Origin of the sequence: Acidisoma cellulosilyticum (assembly GCF_020621385.1) — a bacterium.
GTDB classification, from domain to species: Bacteria; Pseudomonadota; Alphaproteobacteria; order Acetobacterales; family Acetobacteraceae; genus Acidisoma; species Acidisoma cellulosilyticum.
On sequence record NZ_JAESVA010000013.1, the window covers coordinates 128,434 to 145,103 of the forward strand.

A 16,670-nucleotide genomic window follows, 5' to 3' on the forward strand; every position below is an offset into this window, starting at 1 on the left:
GGATCTACTCTGCTGCCTTGAGGGTCGCGAACTCGGCTTCAACCTGGGCATGGGCCCAGTCGAGCCAGGGGAGGAGAGCGGCAATATCGGCGGTCTCGATGGTCGCACCGCCCCAGATGCGCAGACCCGGGGGCGCGTCGCGGTAGGAGGCGATATCGAACGCGGCGCCTTCCTTCTCCAGCAGCGCTGCCAGCTTCTTGGCGGCCTTGGTCTGCGTCGCCTGATCCAGCGCCGTGAACCAGGGGGCTGCGATATTGAGGCAGATCGAGGTCGAGGAGCGGATCGCGGCATCTTCCGCCAGGAAGCTCGCCCAGTCGCTCTCAGCGACCCAGGCGGCCATGGCGGCCAGATTGGCCTCCGACCGGGCGATCAGACCCGGCAAGCCGCCGACCGACTGCGCCCAGCGCAGCCCGTCCAGCGCGTCTTCGACGCAGAGCATGGACGGCGTATTGATCGTTTCGCCGATGAAAACGCCGTCGATCAGCTTGCCGCCGCTGGTGAGGCGGAAGATCTTGGGCAGCGGACGATCCGGCTTGAAGGTCGTCAACCGTTCGACCGCGCGGGGCGAGAGCGCCAGCATGCCGTGGGCGGCTTCACCGCCCAGCACCTTCTGCCAGGACCAGGTGACGACATCGAGCTTGTCCCAGGGCAGGTCCATGGCGAAAGCGGCCGAAGTCGCATCGCAGATAACCACGCCTTCGCGGTCGGCCGCGATGAAATCGCCATCGGCATAGCGGACGCCAGAGGTGGTGCCGTTCCAGGCCAGGACCAGGTCATGCGCCGGGTCGATGGCAGTAAGGTCGGGCAGCTTGCCGTATTCGGCGCCGAGCACGCGGGCATCCGTGAGTTTCAGCTGCTTGATGACGTCATTCGCCCAGCCTTCCGAGAAGCTTTCATGGGCAAGAACATCGACCGGGCGGGCGCCGAGCATGGACCACAGCGCCATTTCCACGGCACCGGTGTCGGAGGCCGGCACGATGCCGAGCTTCCAGCCTTCCGGCATGCCGAGAATATCGCGGGAGAGGGTGATGACCTCGGCGAGGCGCGCCTTCGGTTCTTTCGCGCGGTGACTGCGGCCGAGCATCGCGCCGCTCAGCGCGTCCAGCGTAAAGCCGGGGCGTTTGGCACAAGGGCCAGACGAGAAATTGGGATTATGCGGACGGATGTCCGGCTTCGTGACGAGTGCCATTTTGGCTCTCCCTTTCAGAAGAGAAGCGCCCCGGTGGGGGGGCGTGACCCGCCGACGCATTTAGAGGATCGGCGGATATTCCGCAATCACGGTAACCGGGGGCTGGGCTGCGTCGAATTACCTGTCATCGGGGTGGCTAGGAGAGGGCGTCGCCAGCGGTTAGGGTGCCGACCGAACAAGGGGATGGCAGCACCGCAGGTGATACCGCGTTATGGTTGAACCGGTTGAGGATCGTCTGGGTCAGCTCATGGCAGCGGCCCAGCGCGGTGACGCGGCTGCCTATCGGCAGGTGCTGCGCGATGCGGTGCCCGCCATCGCGGCCGCTGCCCGCAGGCGCGGCGTGAGCGCCGATCAGGTAGAGGATGTAGTGCAGGAGGTGTTGATCACGCTTCATCGGGCGCGTGCGACCTATGATCCGACGCGGCCATTTCTGCCCTGGCTGCGGGCGATCGCGGATCGTCGTTCGATCGACCTTCTACGCCGCTCAGGCCGGCAGGCGGGGCGGGAAGTGCATGATCCCTTCGCTTATGAAAATTTCGCGTCAGACCATCAGGACGCCGACAATCGGCTGGAAGCCGATGATCGCGCGCAGGCGCTGCGCCGCAATGTCGCCGATCTGCCGGCTGGTCAGCGGCAGGCGGCCGAGCGTCTGGGCCTGGCCGGCGAATCGCTGGAGGAGGCTGCGGCCGCGACCGGGCGGTCCAAAACCGCGCTGAAGGTCAATCTGCATCGTGCGTTGAAGGGATTGCGATTGCGCATGGGTGTGAAGGATCCGGCGGGGGAGGGTGACGATGTCTGAGCCGATATCGCATCAGCAATTGATCGAAAAACTCAGCCGCGATCTTAAACCCGTGCGCCGCGTGCGCCCCGCGCGGCTGGTGCTCATCTGGCTTGTGGCGGTGGCGATTTTCGCTGATTTCTTGGCCGTCCGCGCGGATCTGCACGCCATGATGGCGGATTTGATGCTCGCACCCTATATGTGGCTTGCCGCTCTCAGCTCCGCGCTGACGGCGGTTTTGGCGGTGATCGCGGCTTTCATGACCGGCATGCCGGGGCGCAATCCGCGCTGGGCCTTGCTGCCGCTGCCCGCACTCGCCTGGTGGATTTTCGAGAGCGGCATGGGCTTCGCCCATATCTGGCGTCTGCCGGGCTTCCAGGATGCGACCATGGTTGCAGCCGAATATGAGTTCGGCTTCATCCTTCTCGTCTCGCTGCCGCTGTCGGCGCTGCTGGTCGTGCTGTTAAGCCGGACGTTTCCCGTACGTCCCAATCTGACGGCGGCACTGGCCGGCTTGGCGGCGGCCGGGGCGGCGGCGACTCTGCTCAATTTCTTCCACGCCTATGACGGTTCGCTGTGCGATCTGGTCGGGCATGTGGCGGCAGTTGCGGTCGTCATCGGTCTCAATCGCCTGTTCGCCGGGCGGGTGTTCCGCTAGATTGACTACAATCGAAGGCCTGGAGGAGAGGCGCGATGAGCGAGACCTATGACAGTGATTTCTATGCCTGGGCGAATGAGCAGGCGGCGTTGCTGCGGGCCGGCCGGCTGGCGGATGCCGATATCGCGAATATCGCTGAGGAAATCGAAAGCATGGGACGGAGCGAGAAGCGTGAGCTGATCAACCGGCTGGCTCTGCTGATCCAGCACCTGTTGAAATGGCAGTATCAGCCGGATCGCCGCGGCAAAAGCTGGCGTGTGACGATTATGAACAATCGCAGACAGTTAGTCCGGCATTTGCGGGACAACCCGAGCCTTAAGGCACTTTTGCCGCAAGCGGTAACGGACGCCTATGGTGATGCTGTGTTGGACGTCGTGGTTGAAACGGGGCTCGATGACAGCGTGTTCCCAAGCGGCTGCCCCTGGAGTTTCGACCAGATCATGGACCAAGACTTCTGGCCGGTCTGAGCGCGCTATTCGCCGGCGACTGGGTTCTGCGCCGTCGCATTCAGGACCGAAAGGCGGGTGCGCTGGGTTTGATGGCGGGCAAGGCCCGCTTCACGCCAGAGGCCGGCGGTATCCGCTTTTCCGAAAGCGGCATTCTGACACTCGGCGCTGTCGTCATGAATGCCGCGCGGGACTATCGGTTCGAGATCGTCGGGCCCGATCGTTTCCTGGTCTTCTTCGACGACGGGCGATTGTTTCATGACGCGCAGTTGAGCGATGACGGCGCTGCCTGCGTCACCCATGACTGCGCACCCGATCTCTATCGCGGGCGCTACCGCATGGACGGGCCCGACCGCTGGCGCCTGTCCTGGCGCGTTACCGGGCCGCGCAAGGATCTGGTCATCGCCACCGTCTTTTCACGAGCCTGACGCGGGAAGGGTTGCGGCCGACAGGATAAGGCCGTCGGCGCGCTGCACGAGCACGGCGATGCGCTCACCCCTTGGCCTTTGGATCGTGACTTGAGCCGGCTGACCGGTCCAGGCACCAAGGTTCTGGATTGACCGGACAATATCGACCTCGGTCTCGGTCAGGCCATCATTCTCCCCGCGCCCGATCGCCGTTCTGTGGCTGTCGTCGAATCCCACGAGCCAGATGGCGGCACTGCCCTGACCCGGCCCGACCGTGACCTGAACTTGCGTGCCACGCGCGCTGAGCGAGACGGCGACAGGTGCGGCCGCTTGCCGGTCGGCTTGCGCCGCGCCGATGGCGGTCTGCACATCGGCGCGGGCCGATCCGATGGCCTGTTCCGATCCGCCGATGACCAGTTGCGGTGTGTAGACTTCCGTATGCAGGGCGCTTGCGTAGAACTCCTGCCGCTCTGTTGCGCGTCCCAGCGAAAAGGGATCGTGCCAGCCGAGCCGGTCCCAGTAATCGACGTGGAAATCGAGCAAAAGCAGATCGGGCCTGCTGCGTTTCAACTCGGCCATATAGGCGTCGGCGGGCGGGCAGGAGGAGCAGCCCTGGGAGGTGAAGAGTTCCAGCACCAGCGGATTGTCGGCAGCTTTGGCCGGTAGCGCCGAGAGGGCGAGGCCTGCCGCACCCAGCATCAGGGCAGTGATGGCACGCATGGACGAAACCCTTTCCTTGGTCTTGTCCCTTATTCGCCTGATCTCGTCTGAAGGTTACCCGAGACGCCGCGCTAAGCGGATACCGCAGCGCCGTGCCGGGTCTTCGATCAGCCGCCAGGTCAAGCTGGCGAGGGTCAGCAGGGTGCCGATAACAAGAACGGTCCAGACCAAGGCCGTCAAACCTTGACCGAGGGTCAAACCCAATGCGGCCAGCAGCCGCTTCGGCGGCATCAGGCCGGAAAACAGGGCGATGACGGTCGGATGGAGCAGATAGACGGAGAAGGAAATCTGGCCGAGCCAGTACCAGACTGGTCCTGACAAAGCCCGGCTCAAAACGCCCCGCTCGGCCGCCAAAGCGTAGATGAGCAGCGCGGCGGGTATCGGAAACAGAGCCAGATGTCGCAGCAGAACGGTGACCGCCATTAGACCCACGGCCGCCAGTTCCAGGCTTGTCGCGAGACGCGTGCGTGGGCGGGGGAAGAGCAAGGTCATCTGCTGCACCATCATGCCCAGGGCGAAGCCGGAGAGGCCGCGCGCGATGGCAGGCCAACCCCAGACCATCTCCGAATGGGTATGACGCTCGTACAAGACGGCGATGACCAGGGCCGCCAGGCTGACCACCAGAGTCATGCGCCGCAGAACCAGGATGGCGAGCGGGAAAAGCAGGTAGCACAGCATTTCCACGCCGATCGACCAGCTGGCGACATTCCAGTTGGGTTCATGAAGCAGATAAGGCTGCAGCAGCAGGGCGACGATCGGCAGACTGGCCAGATGATCTGTCACCAGGGGCAGGCCCTCGATCCATTGCTGTCTCACCCAGATCGCCAGGATAATGGCGAGCACGAACCAATGCAGCGGGTAGATGCGGAAAATACGGCGAATGAAGAAATCGCCCGTGCTGCTCGACGTCATGTCCCGATGGACGGCCGTGATGACGAAGCCCGACAGCACGAAAAAGACGTCGACGCCGACATAGCCCGGGCCGAACAGCCAGGCCGCGTAGTCATAGCCGCCCACACTCAGCCCGAATTGCAGATGATGCCCCACCACCCATAGCGCCATGATGCCGCGGATGGAGGTCAGCGCCCGGTTCTGATGGCGGAGCGGCGCGCCGGTTTCGGTGGTCACTGCACTCGTAAAGCAGCGATGCGGCTTGGATCGACCGTCACGTTATGGCCGAGCGGGCCGTGGCCGCCGCCGAGGCCAGGGGCCGCGCGGATGGCGGCCGCCACATAGGCGCAAGCGCGGCGGATCGCGTCCTCCAGACCCATGCCCTGGGCCAGGCCCGTCGCGATGGCGCTGGCCAGCGTGCAGCCGGTGCCGTGGGTATTGAGCGAAGCAATCCGTTCGCCGGTGATGGCGACGATGCCGTCGCGCGTGGCGAGCAGATCCGTCAACGTCTCACCGGTCAGATGACCGCCTTTGACGAGGACTGCCTGCGCACCGGTCGCGAGCAATGCCTGGGCGGCCTCACGCTGGGCGGCTTCATCACGGATCTGCCGTCCCAGGAGCAGTTCGGCTTCGGGGATATTCGGCGTGATGACGGTCGCGAGCGGCAGCAGGCGCGATTTCAAGGCCGCGAGCGCGTCTTCCGATTGCAGCCGGTCGCCGCTGGTCGCGACCATGACCGGATCCATGACGAAGGGCAGCCGGGGCGACAGGCGGGAGACGAAATCGGCCACCGCCAGAATGCTGGCCGTGTCGGGTAGCATGCCGGTCTTGATCGCGTCCGCGCCGATATCGCTCATCACCGCATCGATCTGGGCGGTCAGAAAGTCCGGCGGCACCGGCAGCACGGCGGTTACGCCCCGCGTATTCTGCGCGGTCAGTGCCGTCAGCGCCGTGGTCGCGAAGCCGCCGAGCGCCATGACGGATTTAATATCGGCCTGAATGCCCGCACCACCGCCACTGTCAGACCCGGCGATGACGAGGACGCGACCCTGAGACGAAGGCATCAGGCGGCGTTTTCCGGCGCGCGGGCGACGGCCGCGATGACCTCGCAGAGTTCGCCCACGATGCGGGCGATGAGTGCCTTGTCATCGGCCTCCGCCATGACGCGGATCAGCGGCTCGGTGCCGCTGGGGCGGATCAGCAGCCGCCCTTCGGGCCCAAGCGCCGCTTCGGCCGCGAGGATGGCCGATTTGACGCGTTCGTCGATGAGCGGCGAGGGGCCCGCGAAACGGACATTGCGCAGAAGCTGCGGCGAGGGCTGAAAGACGCGGCAGACTTCCGAGGCCGGCTTGCCCTGGCGCACCAGCACCGCGAGCACCTGCAGGGCCGCGACCAGCCCGTCACCGGTCGTCGAGAAATCCGACAGGATGACATGGCCCGACTGCTCGCCGCCGAGATTGAGGCCAAGGGCGCGCATGCGTTCCGCGACATAACGGTCACCCACTTGGGTGCGGTGCAGATCCAGCCCCAAATTCCGGAGATATTTCTGCAGGCCGAGATTGGACATGACGGTCGCGACGATCCCGCCGCCCTGCAGCCGGTCGGTCTTGGCCCAGAAGCCCGCGATCAGCGCCAGGATCTGGTCGCCGTCGATGATCTCGCCATGCTCGTCCGACATGATGAGCCGGTCGGCATCGCCGTCCAGTGCGATGCCGATATCGGCGCCGTGTTCGACGACGGCGGTGCAGAGATTGTCGGGTGCCGTCGATCCGCAACCGCGGTTGATATTGAAGCCGTCGGGTGAGACGCCGAGCGGAATGACCTGCGCGCCGAGTTCCCATAGCGCCGTCGGCGCGACGCGATAGGCGGCGCCGTTCGCGCAATCGAGCACGATCTTCAAGCCGTCGAGGCGCAGACCCTTGGGGAAGGTGCCCTTCACGCCCTCGATATAACGGCCGGCCGCGTCATTCAGGCGGCGGGCACGACCGAGTTCGTCGGGCTTGGCGAGCTGGCCGGCGAGGTCGGATTTCATCTCGGCCTCAATCTCGGCCTCATGCGCGTCCGACAGCTTCACCCCGTCAGGGCCGAACAGCTTGATGCCATTATCCTCGAAAGGATTATGGGAGGCCGAGATCATGACGCCGAGATCGGCGCGCAGGCTGCGTGTCAGCAGGGCGATGGCGGGGGTCGGCAAGGGGCCGGCGAGCACGACATCCATGCCGGCAGACAGGAAACCCGCCGTCAGCGCCTGCTCGATCATATAGCCGGACAGCCGCGTGTCCTTGCCGATAAGGACCTGATGGCGGTAGCTGCCGCGGGTGAACATCAGCCCGGCCGCCTGGCCCAGGCGCAGCGCCGTCTCCACCGTCATGGGATGGGAATTGGCGCGGCCGCGAATGCCGTCCGTGCCGAACAGGGCGCGCGCAGGCGCGAGCTTCGGGCCTTCGGTGCGGTTGCTCATGGGTTTATCCGCCTCGTGTCAAACAGTCTCAAGCGCGCTTGGTGTAGCGATGCGCTGGCGGACAGGCAATTCAGGGCTGGTATCAGTCGGTTTCGAGAAGGGGGATGGCGGCGGCTGACCAAGGCTTATTGGAGCGGCCATTGCCGGGAGGTATGGATGATCGTCAGGATGAAGATTTCATCGTCCCGAATGTCATAGACCAACCGATAGTTTTCGTGTGGATGAAGCTCGCGCGTTTCAGGAAGAATGCCGCGCCGGCCAAGGAACGGAAACTCCGCTAGTCTCTGGGCAGCTGCGGAGAAGGTTTGGTCGAGCCGGACAGCGGCGTCCAGGTTATCCTGCGCGATGTAGTCATAGATCTGCGCGCGATCCCGGTCCGCGTCTTCCGTCCAGTAAACCTTCAAGCGCCACGTGGGGCGTTTCGGCGGGCGGCAAAATCCGCTTCGACCTCGTCATTGGACCGGAACCGGCCAGCAGCCAAGGATTGGCGGGCCTTCTCAACCTTCAGCCGAACGAAATCCTCATAGGCCCGGGCCTCTTTCTGGCGTGCCACGAACTCTCGCATGAATTCCTCGATGATATCCGAGGGGCCGCGGTCGGCGGCTTTTGCTTCGGCCAGAAAATCGTTCTGGAGTTCGGTATCGACAGTGAGCGTCAGACTGGTTTCTTGCGACATCGCGATGGACCCGCTGTGAGATCGCCAGGATAGCAAATCTGGGCTCAGGTTCGGAAACTGAAAACGCGGCGGAGGGCTGGCTGCATCAGACGGAAAGCCCCTGCCACACGCGCACTGCCTGCACCGTCTCCGGCACGTCATGCACGCGCAGGATCGCTGCCCCCTGGGTCAGCGCGAACAGGGCTGCCGCCAGCGAACCGCCGAGGCGCTGGGCCGAGACCGGCTCGCCCGATAACTGGCCGATGAAACCCTTTCGCGACAGACCGATGAGCATGGGGAAGCCCAGCGTCCGAAGCGGCGCCAGGTTGCGCATCAGGTCGATATTCTGCGCGCCGACCTTGGCGAAGCCGAAGCCGGGGTCGGTCACGATCGCCTCCCGCGGCAGACCGGCGGCCATCGCGGCCGCGATCTGGCTGCCGAGTTCGTCCGCAACCTCCTGCCCGATATCGCGGTAGCGGTTGAGGTCGTTCATCGTCGCGGGCGTGCCGCGCATATGCATCAGCACGGTCGGCGCGCAGCGGTCCGCGACCAGTTTCAGGGCGGCCGGATCATGGGCGAGCGCCGTCACGTCATTGACGATGCGCGCCCCGGCATCGAGAGCGGCCGCCATGGTGCTGGCATTGCGGGTATCGACCGAGATGACGGCGCCGCGTTCCGCCAGGGCGCGGATCGCGGGCAGGATTCTGCGGCATTCCTCGGCAGGATCGACTGGCAGCGCGCCCGGGCGGGTGCTTTCCCCGCCGATATCCAGAATATCGGCCCCGGCCGCGAGCATTGCCTGACCAGCGACAAGCGCTGCCGCGTCCTGAAAATGCCGGCCGCCGTCGCTGAAACTATCGGGCGTGACATTCAGAATCCCCATGATGAGGGGACGGTCGAGCGTGAGGCCAGCCCAGTGCGACGGTCTGCGAGGTTCCATGCCGCGCCAGATAGCAAAAACCCCCGGTCTTGGGGACCGGGGGCTGTTGCAGATCAAACGGGCGCGGCGATCAGGCCGGGTTCGGGGTCGGCCCGATCCCGCTCGCGATCGGCGGCACCGGCCGGCCGGCGGTCGGCACCGAAGCGCGGCGATTTTCCGGCGGCACCACGTCATCGACGGGTTTGCGAACGATCGGCTCACCCCGCAGCATGCCGCGGATTTCATCACCCGAAAGCGTCTCGAATTCGAGCAGCGCGCGGGCGATGGCATGCAGAGCGGCGACATTTTCGGTCAGCAGCGCCTTCGCCTTGGCGTAAGCGGCATCGATGATCGACTTGATCTCGGTATCGATCTCGCGGGCCGTCGCTTCCGACACGTTCTTATGCTGCGTCACGGAATGGCCCAGGAAAACCTCCTGCCCATTGTCGCCATAAGCGATCATGCCGAGCTTATCGCTCATGCCCCATTCAGTGATCATCCGGCGCGACTGATCTGTCGCCATCTTGATGTCGCCGGACGCACCGTTGGAGACCTTGTCCGCCCCGAAGATAATCTCCTCGGCGGCACGGCCGCCCATCGCCATGGTCAGCTCGCCGAGCAGTTTGGACTTGCTCTTGGAGTAGCGGTCGCCTTCCGGCAGGCTCATCACCAGACCAAGGGCACGGCCACGAGGAATGATGGTCGCCTTATGGACCGGGTCGCATTCCGGCTCCAGCATGGCGCAGAGCGCATGACCGGCCTCGTGATAGGCGGTCATCTTCTTTTCGTCTTCGCTCATGACCAGGGACCGACGCTCGGCGCCCATCATCACCTTGTCCTTGGCGTCCTCGAACTCGGCCATGGAGACGACGCGCCGCCCACGACGGGCCGCGAGCAGGGCGCCTTCATTGACGAGATTCGCAAGATCGGCGCCGGAGAAGCCGGGCGTGCCGCGCGCGATGGTCTTGGGATCGACGTCAGCGGCCAGCGGCACCTTGCGCATATGCACGCGCAGAATGCGCTCGCGGCCGTTCACGTCCGGGTTCGGGACGACAACCTGACGGTCGAAGCGGCCGGGGCGCAGCAGGGCCGCGTCCAGCACGTCCGGCCGGTTGGTGGCGGCAATCAGGATCACGCCCTCATTGCTTTCGAACCCGTCCATCTCGACCAGCAGCTGGTTGAGGGTCTGCTCACGCTCGTCATTGCCGCCGCCGAGCCCGGCACCGCGATGGCGGCCGACGGCGTCGATTTCGTCGATGAAGATGATGCAGGGCGCGTTCTTCTTGCCCTGTTCGAACATGTCGCGCACGCGGCTGGCGCCGACGCCCACAAACATTTCCACGAAGTCGGAGCCCGAGATCGTGAAGAAGGGCACATTCGCCTCACCCGCAATGGCGCGGGCCAGCAGCGTCTTACCGGTGCCCGGCGGACCCACGAGCAAGACGCCCTTGGGGATCTTGCCGCCGAGGCGCTGGAACTTCTGCGGGTCCTTGAGGAATTCCACGACCTCGCCGAGCTCGGTCTTGGCTTCCTCGATCCCGGCCACGTCTTCGAAAGTGACGCGGCCCTGCTTTTCGGTCAGCAACCGGGCGCGGGACTTACCGAAGCCCATGGCGCGGCCACCGCCGGACTGCATCTGGCGCAGAAAGAAAATCCAGACACCGACGAAGAGCAGCATCGGGAACCAGGACAGCAGATAGTGCAGCAACGGGTTGCTGTCGGCATCAGCGGGCTTTGCGACGATCTCGACATTCTTGTCGGTCAGCGTCTGCACCAGCGACGGATCCTCAGGCGTATAGGTTTCGAAGGCGCGTCCGTCCTTCAGGTCGCCGCTGATATTGCGGTCCTGAATGACGACGTCCTTGACGTCACCCTGTTTTACCTGGGTCAGGAATTCGGAATAGGCCATCTGGGTGACATTGGTGGTGTTGCTCGTCCCCCTCAGCCCGCCTGGTTGGAAGAGGCTGAAGAGCACTACCAGAAGCAGTGCGATGATCACCCATAACGCAAGGTTGCGACCAAAATTGCTCATTACTTCATCCAGTTCCTAACCGGCATAGCGGCATTGCCCGAGCCGGCCCGTTTCCCTCAGCATGGAGCGAAAACGGGTTCTAGCATCGGAAGGCCTTCCACCCAAGGCGAGACCTCAGCCCATAATATTCCGCCTTGTCACCTTAAAGATAGGAAGTCTTTCAACGAAGCGCAGCCCCTATCTCGCGGTGGCGCTGCTATCCCGTCATTTTTTTCGCGCTTGAGCAAGAGATGGTCTGCGGTGCGGGGAAAAAAGGGGCGCCAGCGGCCGGAACGGCCGGGGCGAATAAAAGCCGCCGTCCGCCGCTTTCCCCATCCGCCGCCCAGGAAAGGGCCGGTACGGCCAGCAGGTCCCCGGCCCGGTTTCGGAAGCAGGCCAATGTCCGGAGCACCACGGCGGGCAGGTCCGACACGCGTCGGAAGCGGGCTGCATCTGTGCCAAGCGGGGCAATCATTTCACCCGGCTGGTCAGACTCGCCCGCCGGCATACGAAATCGCCCATCCCAGACAGCGCCGGCAAGCGCTGGCACGGGCGGCGCCATGGCTGCCGCCTCCCGGCAGACCAGAAAACCGGTGCCCAGTCGGCCGGCCGGGAGAAGGCGCGCGCCACCCAGCACCAGCCCGCGCCCGATCGACCCTGACGGATCGGCCGCGATGCGGGCGATCGCGGCAGGGCCAGCTGGATAGTCGGCGCCCGTGATCATCCGCAGCGCCTGAGCGAGCGCGGCGGCAGGCCAGGACCCATCTGCCGTGATGCGCATAAAGCCTTCCGGGCGGATGACGGCATAGTCCGCGAGGAAGCCCGCGATTGCCTGGTCGCTCTCAGCCCGGCGCAGGCCAAAAAGCCTGGCGGTTTCGGTCAAGGCGCGCGTGGCGGGTCCGTTTCCGGCACCATCCGCCCGCAGGCCCCGCAGGCGCGCGCGGGTGAAGCGCGTATCGGCATTGGTCGGGTCTTCCGCCCAGTCCAGCCCCGCGGCGCGCAAGGTCGCGCGCAACCGACCCGGCGGGACGGTCAGCAGCGGCCGCAGCAGCCTTATGCCGCCGGTTTCCGCGACGGCGGCCATGCCGGCGAGGCCGCTATCGCCGCTCCCCCGCAAGGACCGCATGATCAGGGTTTCGGCCTGGTCGGCGGCATGATGGCCGAGAAGAAGATGAACGATCCCGGCACGGCCGCAGGCTTCGGCCAAGGCCCGGTAGCGGGCGCCGCGGGCGCGGTCGGAAATGCCGGGACCGGGTTTAAGATCGGACAGGGGCAGGATGCGGGTCGCAATGCCCCGCTCGCTCAGGCGCTGCGCGGTGCTCTCAGCCTCCGAGCGAGAATCGGCCCGAAGCCCGTGATCGACGACGAAGGCTTCGGCCCCTCCGTCCTGGTCTTGCGCCCAGTGCTGAGCGAGAAGGGCGAGGGCCAGGCTATCAGCCCCGCCGGAGACCGCCAGGCCCAGAAGCGGACGGTGTCCGAAGGGGCCAAGCGGTCTGAGGAGCGAGGAAAATTCCGCAGCCGAAAGTGGCTGCGGACAGGCGTTGTCAGGGGCGAACCGGGTCAGCACCCCAGTCTTTTATGCTGGGCCGCGATCGGGGCCACCAGATAGGCCGGCGGCTTCGGGAATTGGGCATGCAGTGTGGACAGGGTGTCGCAGGCCGCCGCCTTCTGTTTGATAGAGGCCAGCGTCATCGACAGGCCGAGCAGCGCATTCGGCGCCTTCTTGCCCTTGTGGTTCATGTTGTAGGCATCGTCGAAAGCGAGAGCCGCTTCCTGAAAGCGCCCCTGACCCTGCAGCGATTGCGCGAGCAGATATTGCGCGTCGTAGGCGCGCGGGCTGGTGCGGTGCTTGGCCAGAATCTCCCGGGCGACGCCTTCGGATGTCTGATATTTCCCGTCATGCAGCGCGATATTGCCTTGGCTCATGAGGTCTTCCGGCGTCGCCGCGGCAACGGGGCCGGGGGCCGGCCCACTGGGCGGCGGTGCCGCTTGGCTGGCCGCAGCAGAACCGGCGGCTGCGCCGGCGGCCGCCGCACCCGCGCCGCCGCTCTGCATCTGGAAGGTGATATCGCCGATCTGCTTGTTCAGCTGGGCGTTCTGCGTATTCACCTGGTTCTGCAATTGCTGCATCTGGCCCGTCAGACTGCGGACCTCGTCCTCCAGCGTGCTGACCCTTTGCAGCAACTGGCTGGTCAGCGGACCGCCGGCGCCATTATCGGCCGGCGCGGACGAACCGCCACCACCACCACCGCCGCCATTCGCCTGGATCTGCTGCAGGCTCGCCTGCATCTGCTGCATCTGGTTCTGGACGGACGAAATCTGGTTCTGCAGCGCGATGCCTTCGCGGCTTGTCACGGAATCGCTTTGCGCATGGGCAAGCTGAGGCGGGAGGAGAAAGCACAGGGCACTTGCACAGAGCCCGGCCAGCAAGGTCTTCTTCATAGGGGGACAAATCTCCGAGGGCGATGCCAGCACGCTTCTACCACCAGGGTTGGCGCGCGTCATGATGACAGGCTTACCAAAAGATTGTCATCCGGGCAGGAACAGGGCCGCAATGCTGGGCCGGGCTTCACCAAAAAAATGGCGGGCAGCTTGCGCTGTCCGCCATTTTTGCGTTTCCGCTCGAAAAAAGGATGGCGATCACGCCATCCCGGATTTCGAAATTAGGAAGACGTGCCGGTGCCTTCCTGCGGGTTGTGACCCTGCACGGAGGTGATGGCATTACGGTTCTGCTGGGCGGACGCTTCGTCGTCACCCTGCGCGACCGGACGGTCCTTGCCATAGGAAATGGTCTGGATGCGCGAGCCATCGACGCCCTGGGCGACCAGGTAGTCGCGGGCGGCGTCAGCGCGGCGCTGACCCAGCGCCAGGTTGTATTCTTCGGTGCCGCGCGAATCGCAATTGCCGGCAACGAGCACGGCAACCTGCGGGAACTTCTGCAGCCAGCCGGCCTGATGGGACAAGGTGCCGGTCGCGTCAGACGACAGGCTGGTCTTGTTGAAGCCGTAGAACACGCGGTCACCGACATTCGCGACCAGGTCTTCTTCGCTGCCCGGAGCCGGACCGGAGGTGACGGTCTGGCCGGCACCGGTCGACATCGCAGTGGCAGCCGGCTTGGCGCAGGCAGCAAGCAAGGCAACGGCGGCGAAGGCGCCGAGCATCTTGATGTTCATTTGGATCGTGTCCCTAATGGGGTTCGTGTTGACAGAAATCGACGCGTTGCGAAAAAAACCAACCGGAAAAATCAACCTGAAACGCTAGGAATAATCAGGCTAGCGCGGCGCTTACAGTGAGCCAGGGCTTACGGTCAAGCAATGTAGGCTTCATTCTTCGAAATGCAGCCCTACGTGAATAAAATGCCACATTTTTAGGACAATAAGGGTGACCAGGCAGGGTCCGACGCACTGGTCGGCGTCTGCACCGCCTGTTCGTTGAAACCGGTGATATCGATCGAGACCAGACGGGACGCCGTGCCGGCACCGCGCTGGAACATGATAACACGACCGTTCGGGCAGAAGGTCGGGCTTTCGACGTCGAAACTTTCCGACAGGATGCGCTCGCCCGAGCCGTCCGGCGCCATGATACCCACGGCAAAGCTGCCGCCGAGGCGGGTGAAGGCGATCTGATCGCCGCGCGGCGACCACACCGGGTCGGCGTAGCGGCCGGCGCCGAAGCTGATGCGGCGGACGTTGGAACCATCAGCGCCCATCACGTAAAGCTGCTGATCGCCGCCACGATCCGACTCGAAAACGATCTGACTGCCGTCCGGGCTGTAGCAAGGATTGGCGTCGATCGCCCCGGAACTCGTCAGCGTCCGCACATTGCCGCCCGAGAGCGAGCAGGTGATGATGTTGGACCCGCCATTCTGATACAGCGACATGATGATGCTGTTGCCGTCCGGCGCGAAGCGCGGCGAGAAGGTCATGGTGCGGAAATTTCCGACCAGAGAGCGCGTGCCGCTGCTGAGATCGAACAGATAGACGCGCACGATCTTGTTCACATAGCTGATGAAGGCGATCTGGTCGCGCGTCGGGCTGAAACGCGGCCCGAGTGCGGTCCAGCTGCCATCCGTCAAAAAGCGGTTGTTGGCGCCGTCCTGATCCATGATCGCCAGACGCTTGGTCGGATTGCTGCGCGGACCGATGGTCGAGATATAGGCGATGCGGGTATCGAAATAGCCTTTCTCGCCGAGCAGCCGCTGGTAGATCACGTCGGCAATGATATGGGCGATGCGGCGCCAGTTGGACGCCGAGGTCGTATAGGCCGTGCCCTGCAGCTGCGTGCCGGGCAGGATATCCCATAGGCGGAACTCCACACGCAGCTGGTCGCCGCTTTGCGTCACGCTGCCGGTGACCAGCGCCTGCGCCCCGGTGCCTTTCCAGGCACCGAAATCGGGGGCGCCGCCTGGCGCGGTGGCAGCCACGCCGGACGCGTCGACAACGTGGAACAGACCGCAATTGTTGAGATCGGCCGAAATCACGCTGACCAGATCGCCCTGGCTGGTGCCGCCCGCGAAGGGCGGAATGGCGATCGGGATCGGGGCCGTGCGGGCGCGGTTGACGTCGATCACCGCCGAGCCGGCGGCGTCGCCACCGGCCGGCGCCGCGGCCGGCGCGCTTTGCGCGAAGGCCGGGGCGGCGAGCGCGGTCGCGAGCGTCGTGCCGATCATGCCGCGGCGGGTGATGCGCCGGATCAGTCCGGGCACCGTCGGCGCGGTGTCATCAGTTTCACCAAGAAGATGGGTGGACGAGGTCATTCTTGTTCCTGCTTCCCTGTCACGGACTGAACCGAAAGGTGAAGGTGTGAGCCGAACCTAAGAGCGAAGGCGGCAAAGGCAAGGGTGAGCAGTGGTAGTCAAGCACGGCACGCACCGCACGCTCGGCGAAGGCCTGCAGCACCGGGTTGCCGTTCACGCGGCCCTGATCGGATGGTGCGACCTGAGCCAGACGCGGTGTGCCGCTGCCGTCCGTGGTCACTTTCAGGATCACGCTCATCTGCTGAACGCCCTGGGCACCGCTATCGATCGTCCAGCAAGCGCGAACCTTATCACCGATGGCGCCGCGCTGGGCCGATGTCAGTGACGAGGTTGCATCGCTGTTGCGCTGGCCGCCGGCATCCGGCGCGCCGCCCTGTTGCGGGTTATAGCGCGACGTCGGCGACTTTTGGTTCATGTTCATCGACCGCAGCTTGTCGAGCGTATTCAGCACCGACTGGCTCATCGCCGCCGGATTCTGCGTCGGATGCGGCTGCGTCGTCGGGCTCACCGGCGCGGGGGGCGCGGGCGGGGCCGGGGGCGGCGGCATCGGCAAAGCGGGCGTCGCGTCGGCCGTCGTCTCCGGTGACGGCTTGGCCGGCGCGGTGGCCTTGTTCGGCGGCGTCTGCGTCTGCTCAGGCTTCGGCGGCGTCACCGGCTTGGCGGGCGTCGGCTTCGTGGGCTTCGGCGTCGGCTGAGCCTTGGGCGTCGATTGCGGCTGCGGCGGGGTCGGCGCGGGCGGGGGCGGCGGCGGCAAAGGCTCCGCATCCGGGGTCGGCGTC

The 16,670-nt window shown here is 65.1% G+C and carries 18 protein-coding genes; 4 read left to right on the forward strand and 14 right to left on the reverse strand.

Going from position 1 to position 16,670, the window contains the following annotated elements; translation table 11 throughout:
- Positions 1-4: 4 nt before the first annotated feature.
- A complete protein-coding gene (locus ACELLULO517_RS24785) occupies positions 5-1,189 on the reverse strand; it encodes a phosphoserine transaminase (RefSeq protein ID WP_227310128.1) in 1,185 nt (394 codons plus the stop codon).
- A 211-nt stretch (positions 1,190-1,400) separates the two neighbouring features.
- Between ACELLULO517_RS24785 and ACELLULO517_RS24790 the strand changes: the two genes are divergently transcribed.
- The 4 genes from ACELLULO517_RS24790 (at position 1,401) to ACELLULO517_RS24805 (ending at position 3,499) form a co-directional block, all read left to right on the forward strand.
- Positions 1,401-1,988: an RNA polymerase sigma factor gene (locus tag ACELLULO517_RS24790; protein WP_227310129.1), complete on the forward strand. Its 588-nt coding sequence runs from the start codon at positions 1,401-1,403 to the stop codon at positions 1,986-1,988.
- A complete protein-coding gene (locus ACELLULO517_RS24795) occupies positions 1,981-2,625 on the forward strand; it encodes an NrsF family protein (protein ID WP_227310130.1) in 645 nt (214 codons plus the stop codon). The genes ACELLULO517_RS24790 and ACELLULO517_RS24795 overlap by 8 nt, the downstream gene beginning before the upstream one ends.
- Before the next feature lie 35 nt (positions 2,626-2,660).
- Complete coding sequence (locus ACELLULO517_RS24800; protein WP_227310131.1) at positions 2,661-3,092, forward strand: DUF29 domain-containing protein; 432 nt, start codon at positions 2,661-2,663, stop codon at positions 3,090-3,092.
- Positions 3,093-3,160: 68 nt separating this feature from the next.
- Positions 3,161-3,499 carry a DUF6314 family protein gene (locus ACELLULO517_RS24805; RefSeq protein ID WP_264481651.1) on the forward strand — a complete coding sequence of 113 codons (339 nt, stop codon included), beginning with the start codon at positions 3,161-3,163 and terminating at the stop codon, positions 3,497-3,499.
- Here ACELLULO517_RS24805 and ACELLULO517_RS24810 read toward each other — a convergent pair.
- The 13 genes from ACELLULO517_RS24810 to ACELLULO517_RS24870 form a co-directional block, all read right to left on the reverse strand.
- A complete protein-coding gene (locus ACELLULO517_RS24810) occupies positions 3,488-4,198 on the reverse strand; it encodes a DUF1223 domain-containing protein (protein ID WP_227310132.1) in 711 nt (236 codons plus the stop codon). The two genes, ACELLULO517_RS24805 and ACELLULO517_RS24810, sit on opposite strands and share 12 nt — an antisense overlap.
- A 54-nt stretch (positions 4,199-4,252) precedes the next feature.
- Positions 4,253-5,326, reverse strand: a complete 1,074-nt coding sequence (locus tag ACELLULO517_RS24815; RefSeq protein ID WP_227310133.1) for an acyltransferase family protein — start codon at positions 5,324-5,326, stop codon at positions 4,253-4,255.
- Complete coding sequence (gene thiD, locus ACELLULO517_RS24820) at positions 5,323-6,153, reverse strand: bifunctional hydroxymethylpyrimidine kinase/phosphomethylpyrimidine kinase (RefSeq protein WP_227310134.1); 831 nt, start codon at positions 6,151-6,153, stop codon at positions 5,323-5,325. Before thiD ends, ACELLULO517_RS24815 begins: the two co-directional genes overlap by 4 nt.
- Positions 6,153-7,550, reverse strand: coding sequence for a phosphoglucosamine mutase (gene glmM / locus ACELLULO517_RS24825; protein ID WP_227310135.1), 1,398 nt, complete (start codon positions 7,548-7,550; stop codon positions 6,153-6,155). The genes thiD and glmM overlap by 1 nt, the downstream gene beginning before the upstream one ends.
- 125 nt (positions 7,551-7,675) lie before the next feature.
- Positions 7,676-7,954 (reverse strand): type II toxin-antitoxin system RelE/ParE family toxin, encoded by a 279-nt coding sequence (locus tag ACELLULO517_RS24830; RefSeq protein WP_227310136.1) that lies wholly within the window; start codon positions 7,952-7,954, stop codon positions 7,676-7,678.
- On the reverse strand, positions 7,951-8,226 hold the full coding sequence (locus ACELLULO517_RS24835; RefSeq protein WP_227310137.1) for an antitoxin of toxin-antitoxin stability system: 276 nt from the start codon (positions 8,224-8,226) through the stop codon (positions 7,951-7,953). Before ACELLULO517_RS24835 ends, ACELLULO517_RS24830 begins: the two co-directional genes overlap by 4 nt.
- An 85-nt stretch (positions 8,227-8,311) precedes the next feature.
- Positions 8,312-9,145 (reverse strand): dihydropteroate synthase, encoded by an 834-nt coding sequence (folP, locus tag ACELLULO517_RS24840; RefSeq protein ID WP_227310138.1) that lies wholly within the window; start codon positions 9,143-9,145, stop codon positions 8,312-8,314.
- 70 nt (positions 9,146-9,215) lie between these two features.
- Positions 9,216-11,156, reverse strand: coding sequence for an ATP-dependent zinc metalloprotease FtsH (gene ftsH, locus ACELLULO517_RS24845; RefSeq protein WP_227310139.1), 1,941 nt, complete (start codon positions 11,154-11,156; stop codon positions 9,216-9,218).
- 196 nt (positions 11,157-11,352) lie between these two features.
- Positions 11,353-12,702 carry a tRNA lysidine(34) synthetase TilS gene (gene tilS / locus ACELLULO517_RS24850; protein ID WP_227310140.1) on the reverse strand — a complete coding sequence of 450 codons (1,350 nt, stop codon included), beginning with the start codon at positions 12,700-12,702 and terminating at the stop codon, positions 11,353-11,355.
- Entirely contained in the window at positions 12,696-13,577 is an 882-nt protein-coding gene (locus ACELLULO517_RS24855) for a tetratricopeptide repeat protein (protein ID WP_227310141.1), read from the reverse strand. Before ACELLULO517_RS24855 ends, tilS begins: the two co-directional genes overlap by 7 nt.
- Positions 13,578-13,798: 221 nt before the next feature.
- Positions 13,799-14,308: an OmpA family protein gene (locus ACELLULO517_RS24860; RefSeq protein ID WP_227310142.1), complete on the reverse strand. Its 510-nt coding sequence runs from the start codon at positions 14,306-14,308 to the stop codon at positions 13,799-13,801.
- A 194-nt stretch (positions 14,309-14,502) separates the two neighbouring features.
- Positions 14,503-15,891 carry a Tol-Pal system beta propeller repeat protein TolB gene (gene tolB / locus ACELLULO517_RS24865; protein WP_406566296.1) on the reverse strand — a complete coding sequence of 463 codons (1,389 nt, stop codon included), beginning with the start codon at positions 15,889-15,891 and terminating at the stop codon, positions 14,503-14,505.
- 19 nt (positions 15,892-15,910) lie between these two features.
- Positions 15,911-16,670 (reverse strand): hypothetical protein (locus tag ACELLULO517_RS24870; RefSeq protein WP_227310143.1); only part of this gene is annotated, 760 nt, incomplete at its 5' end.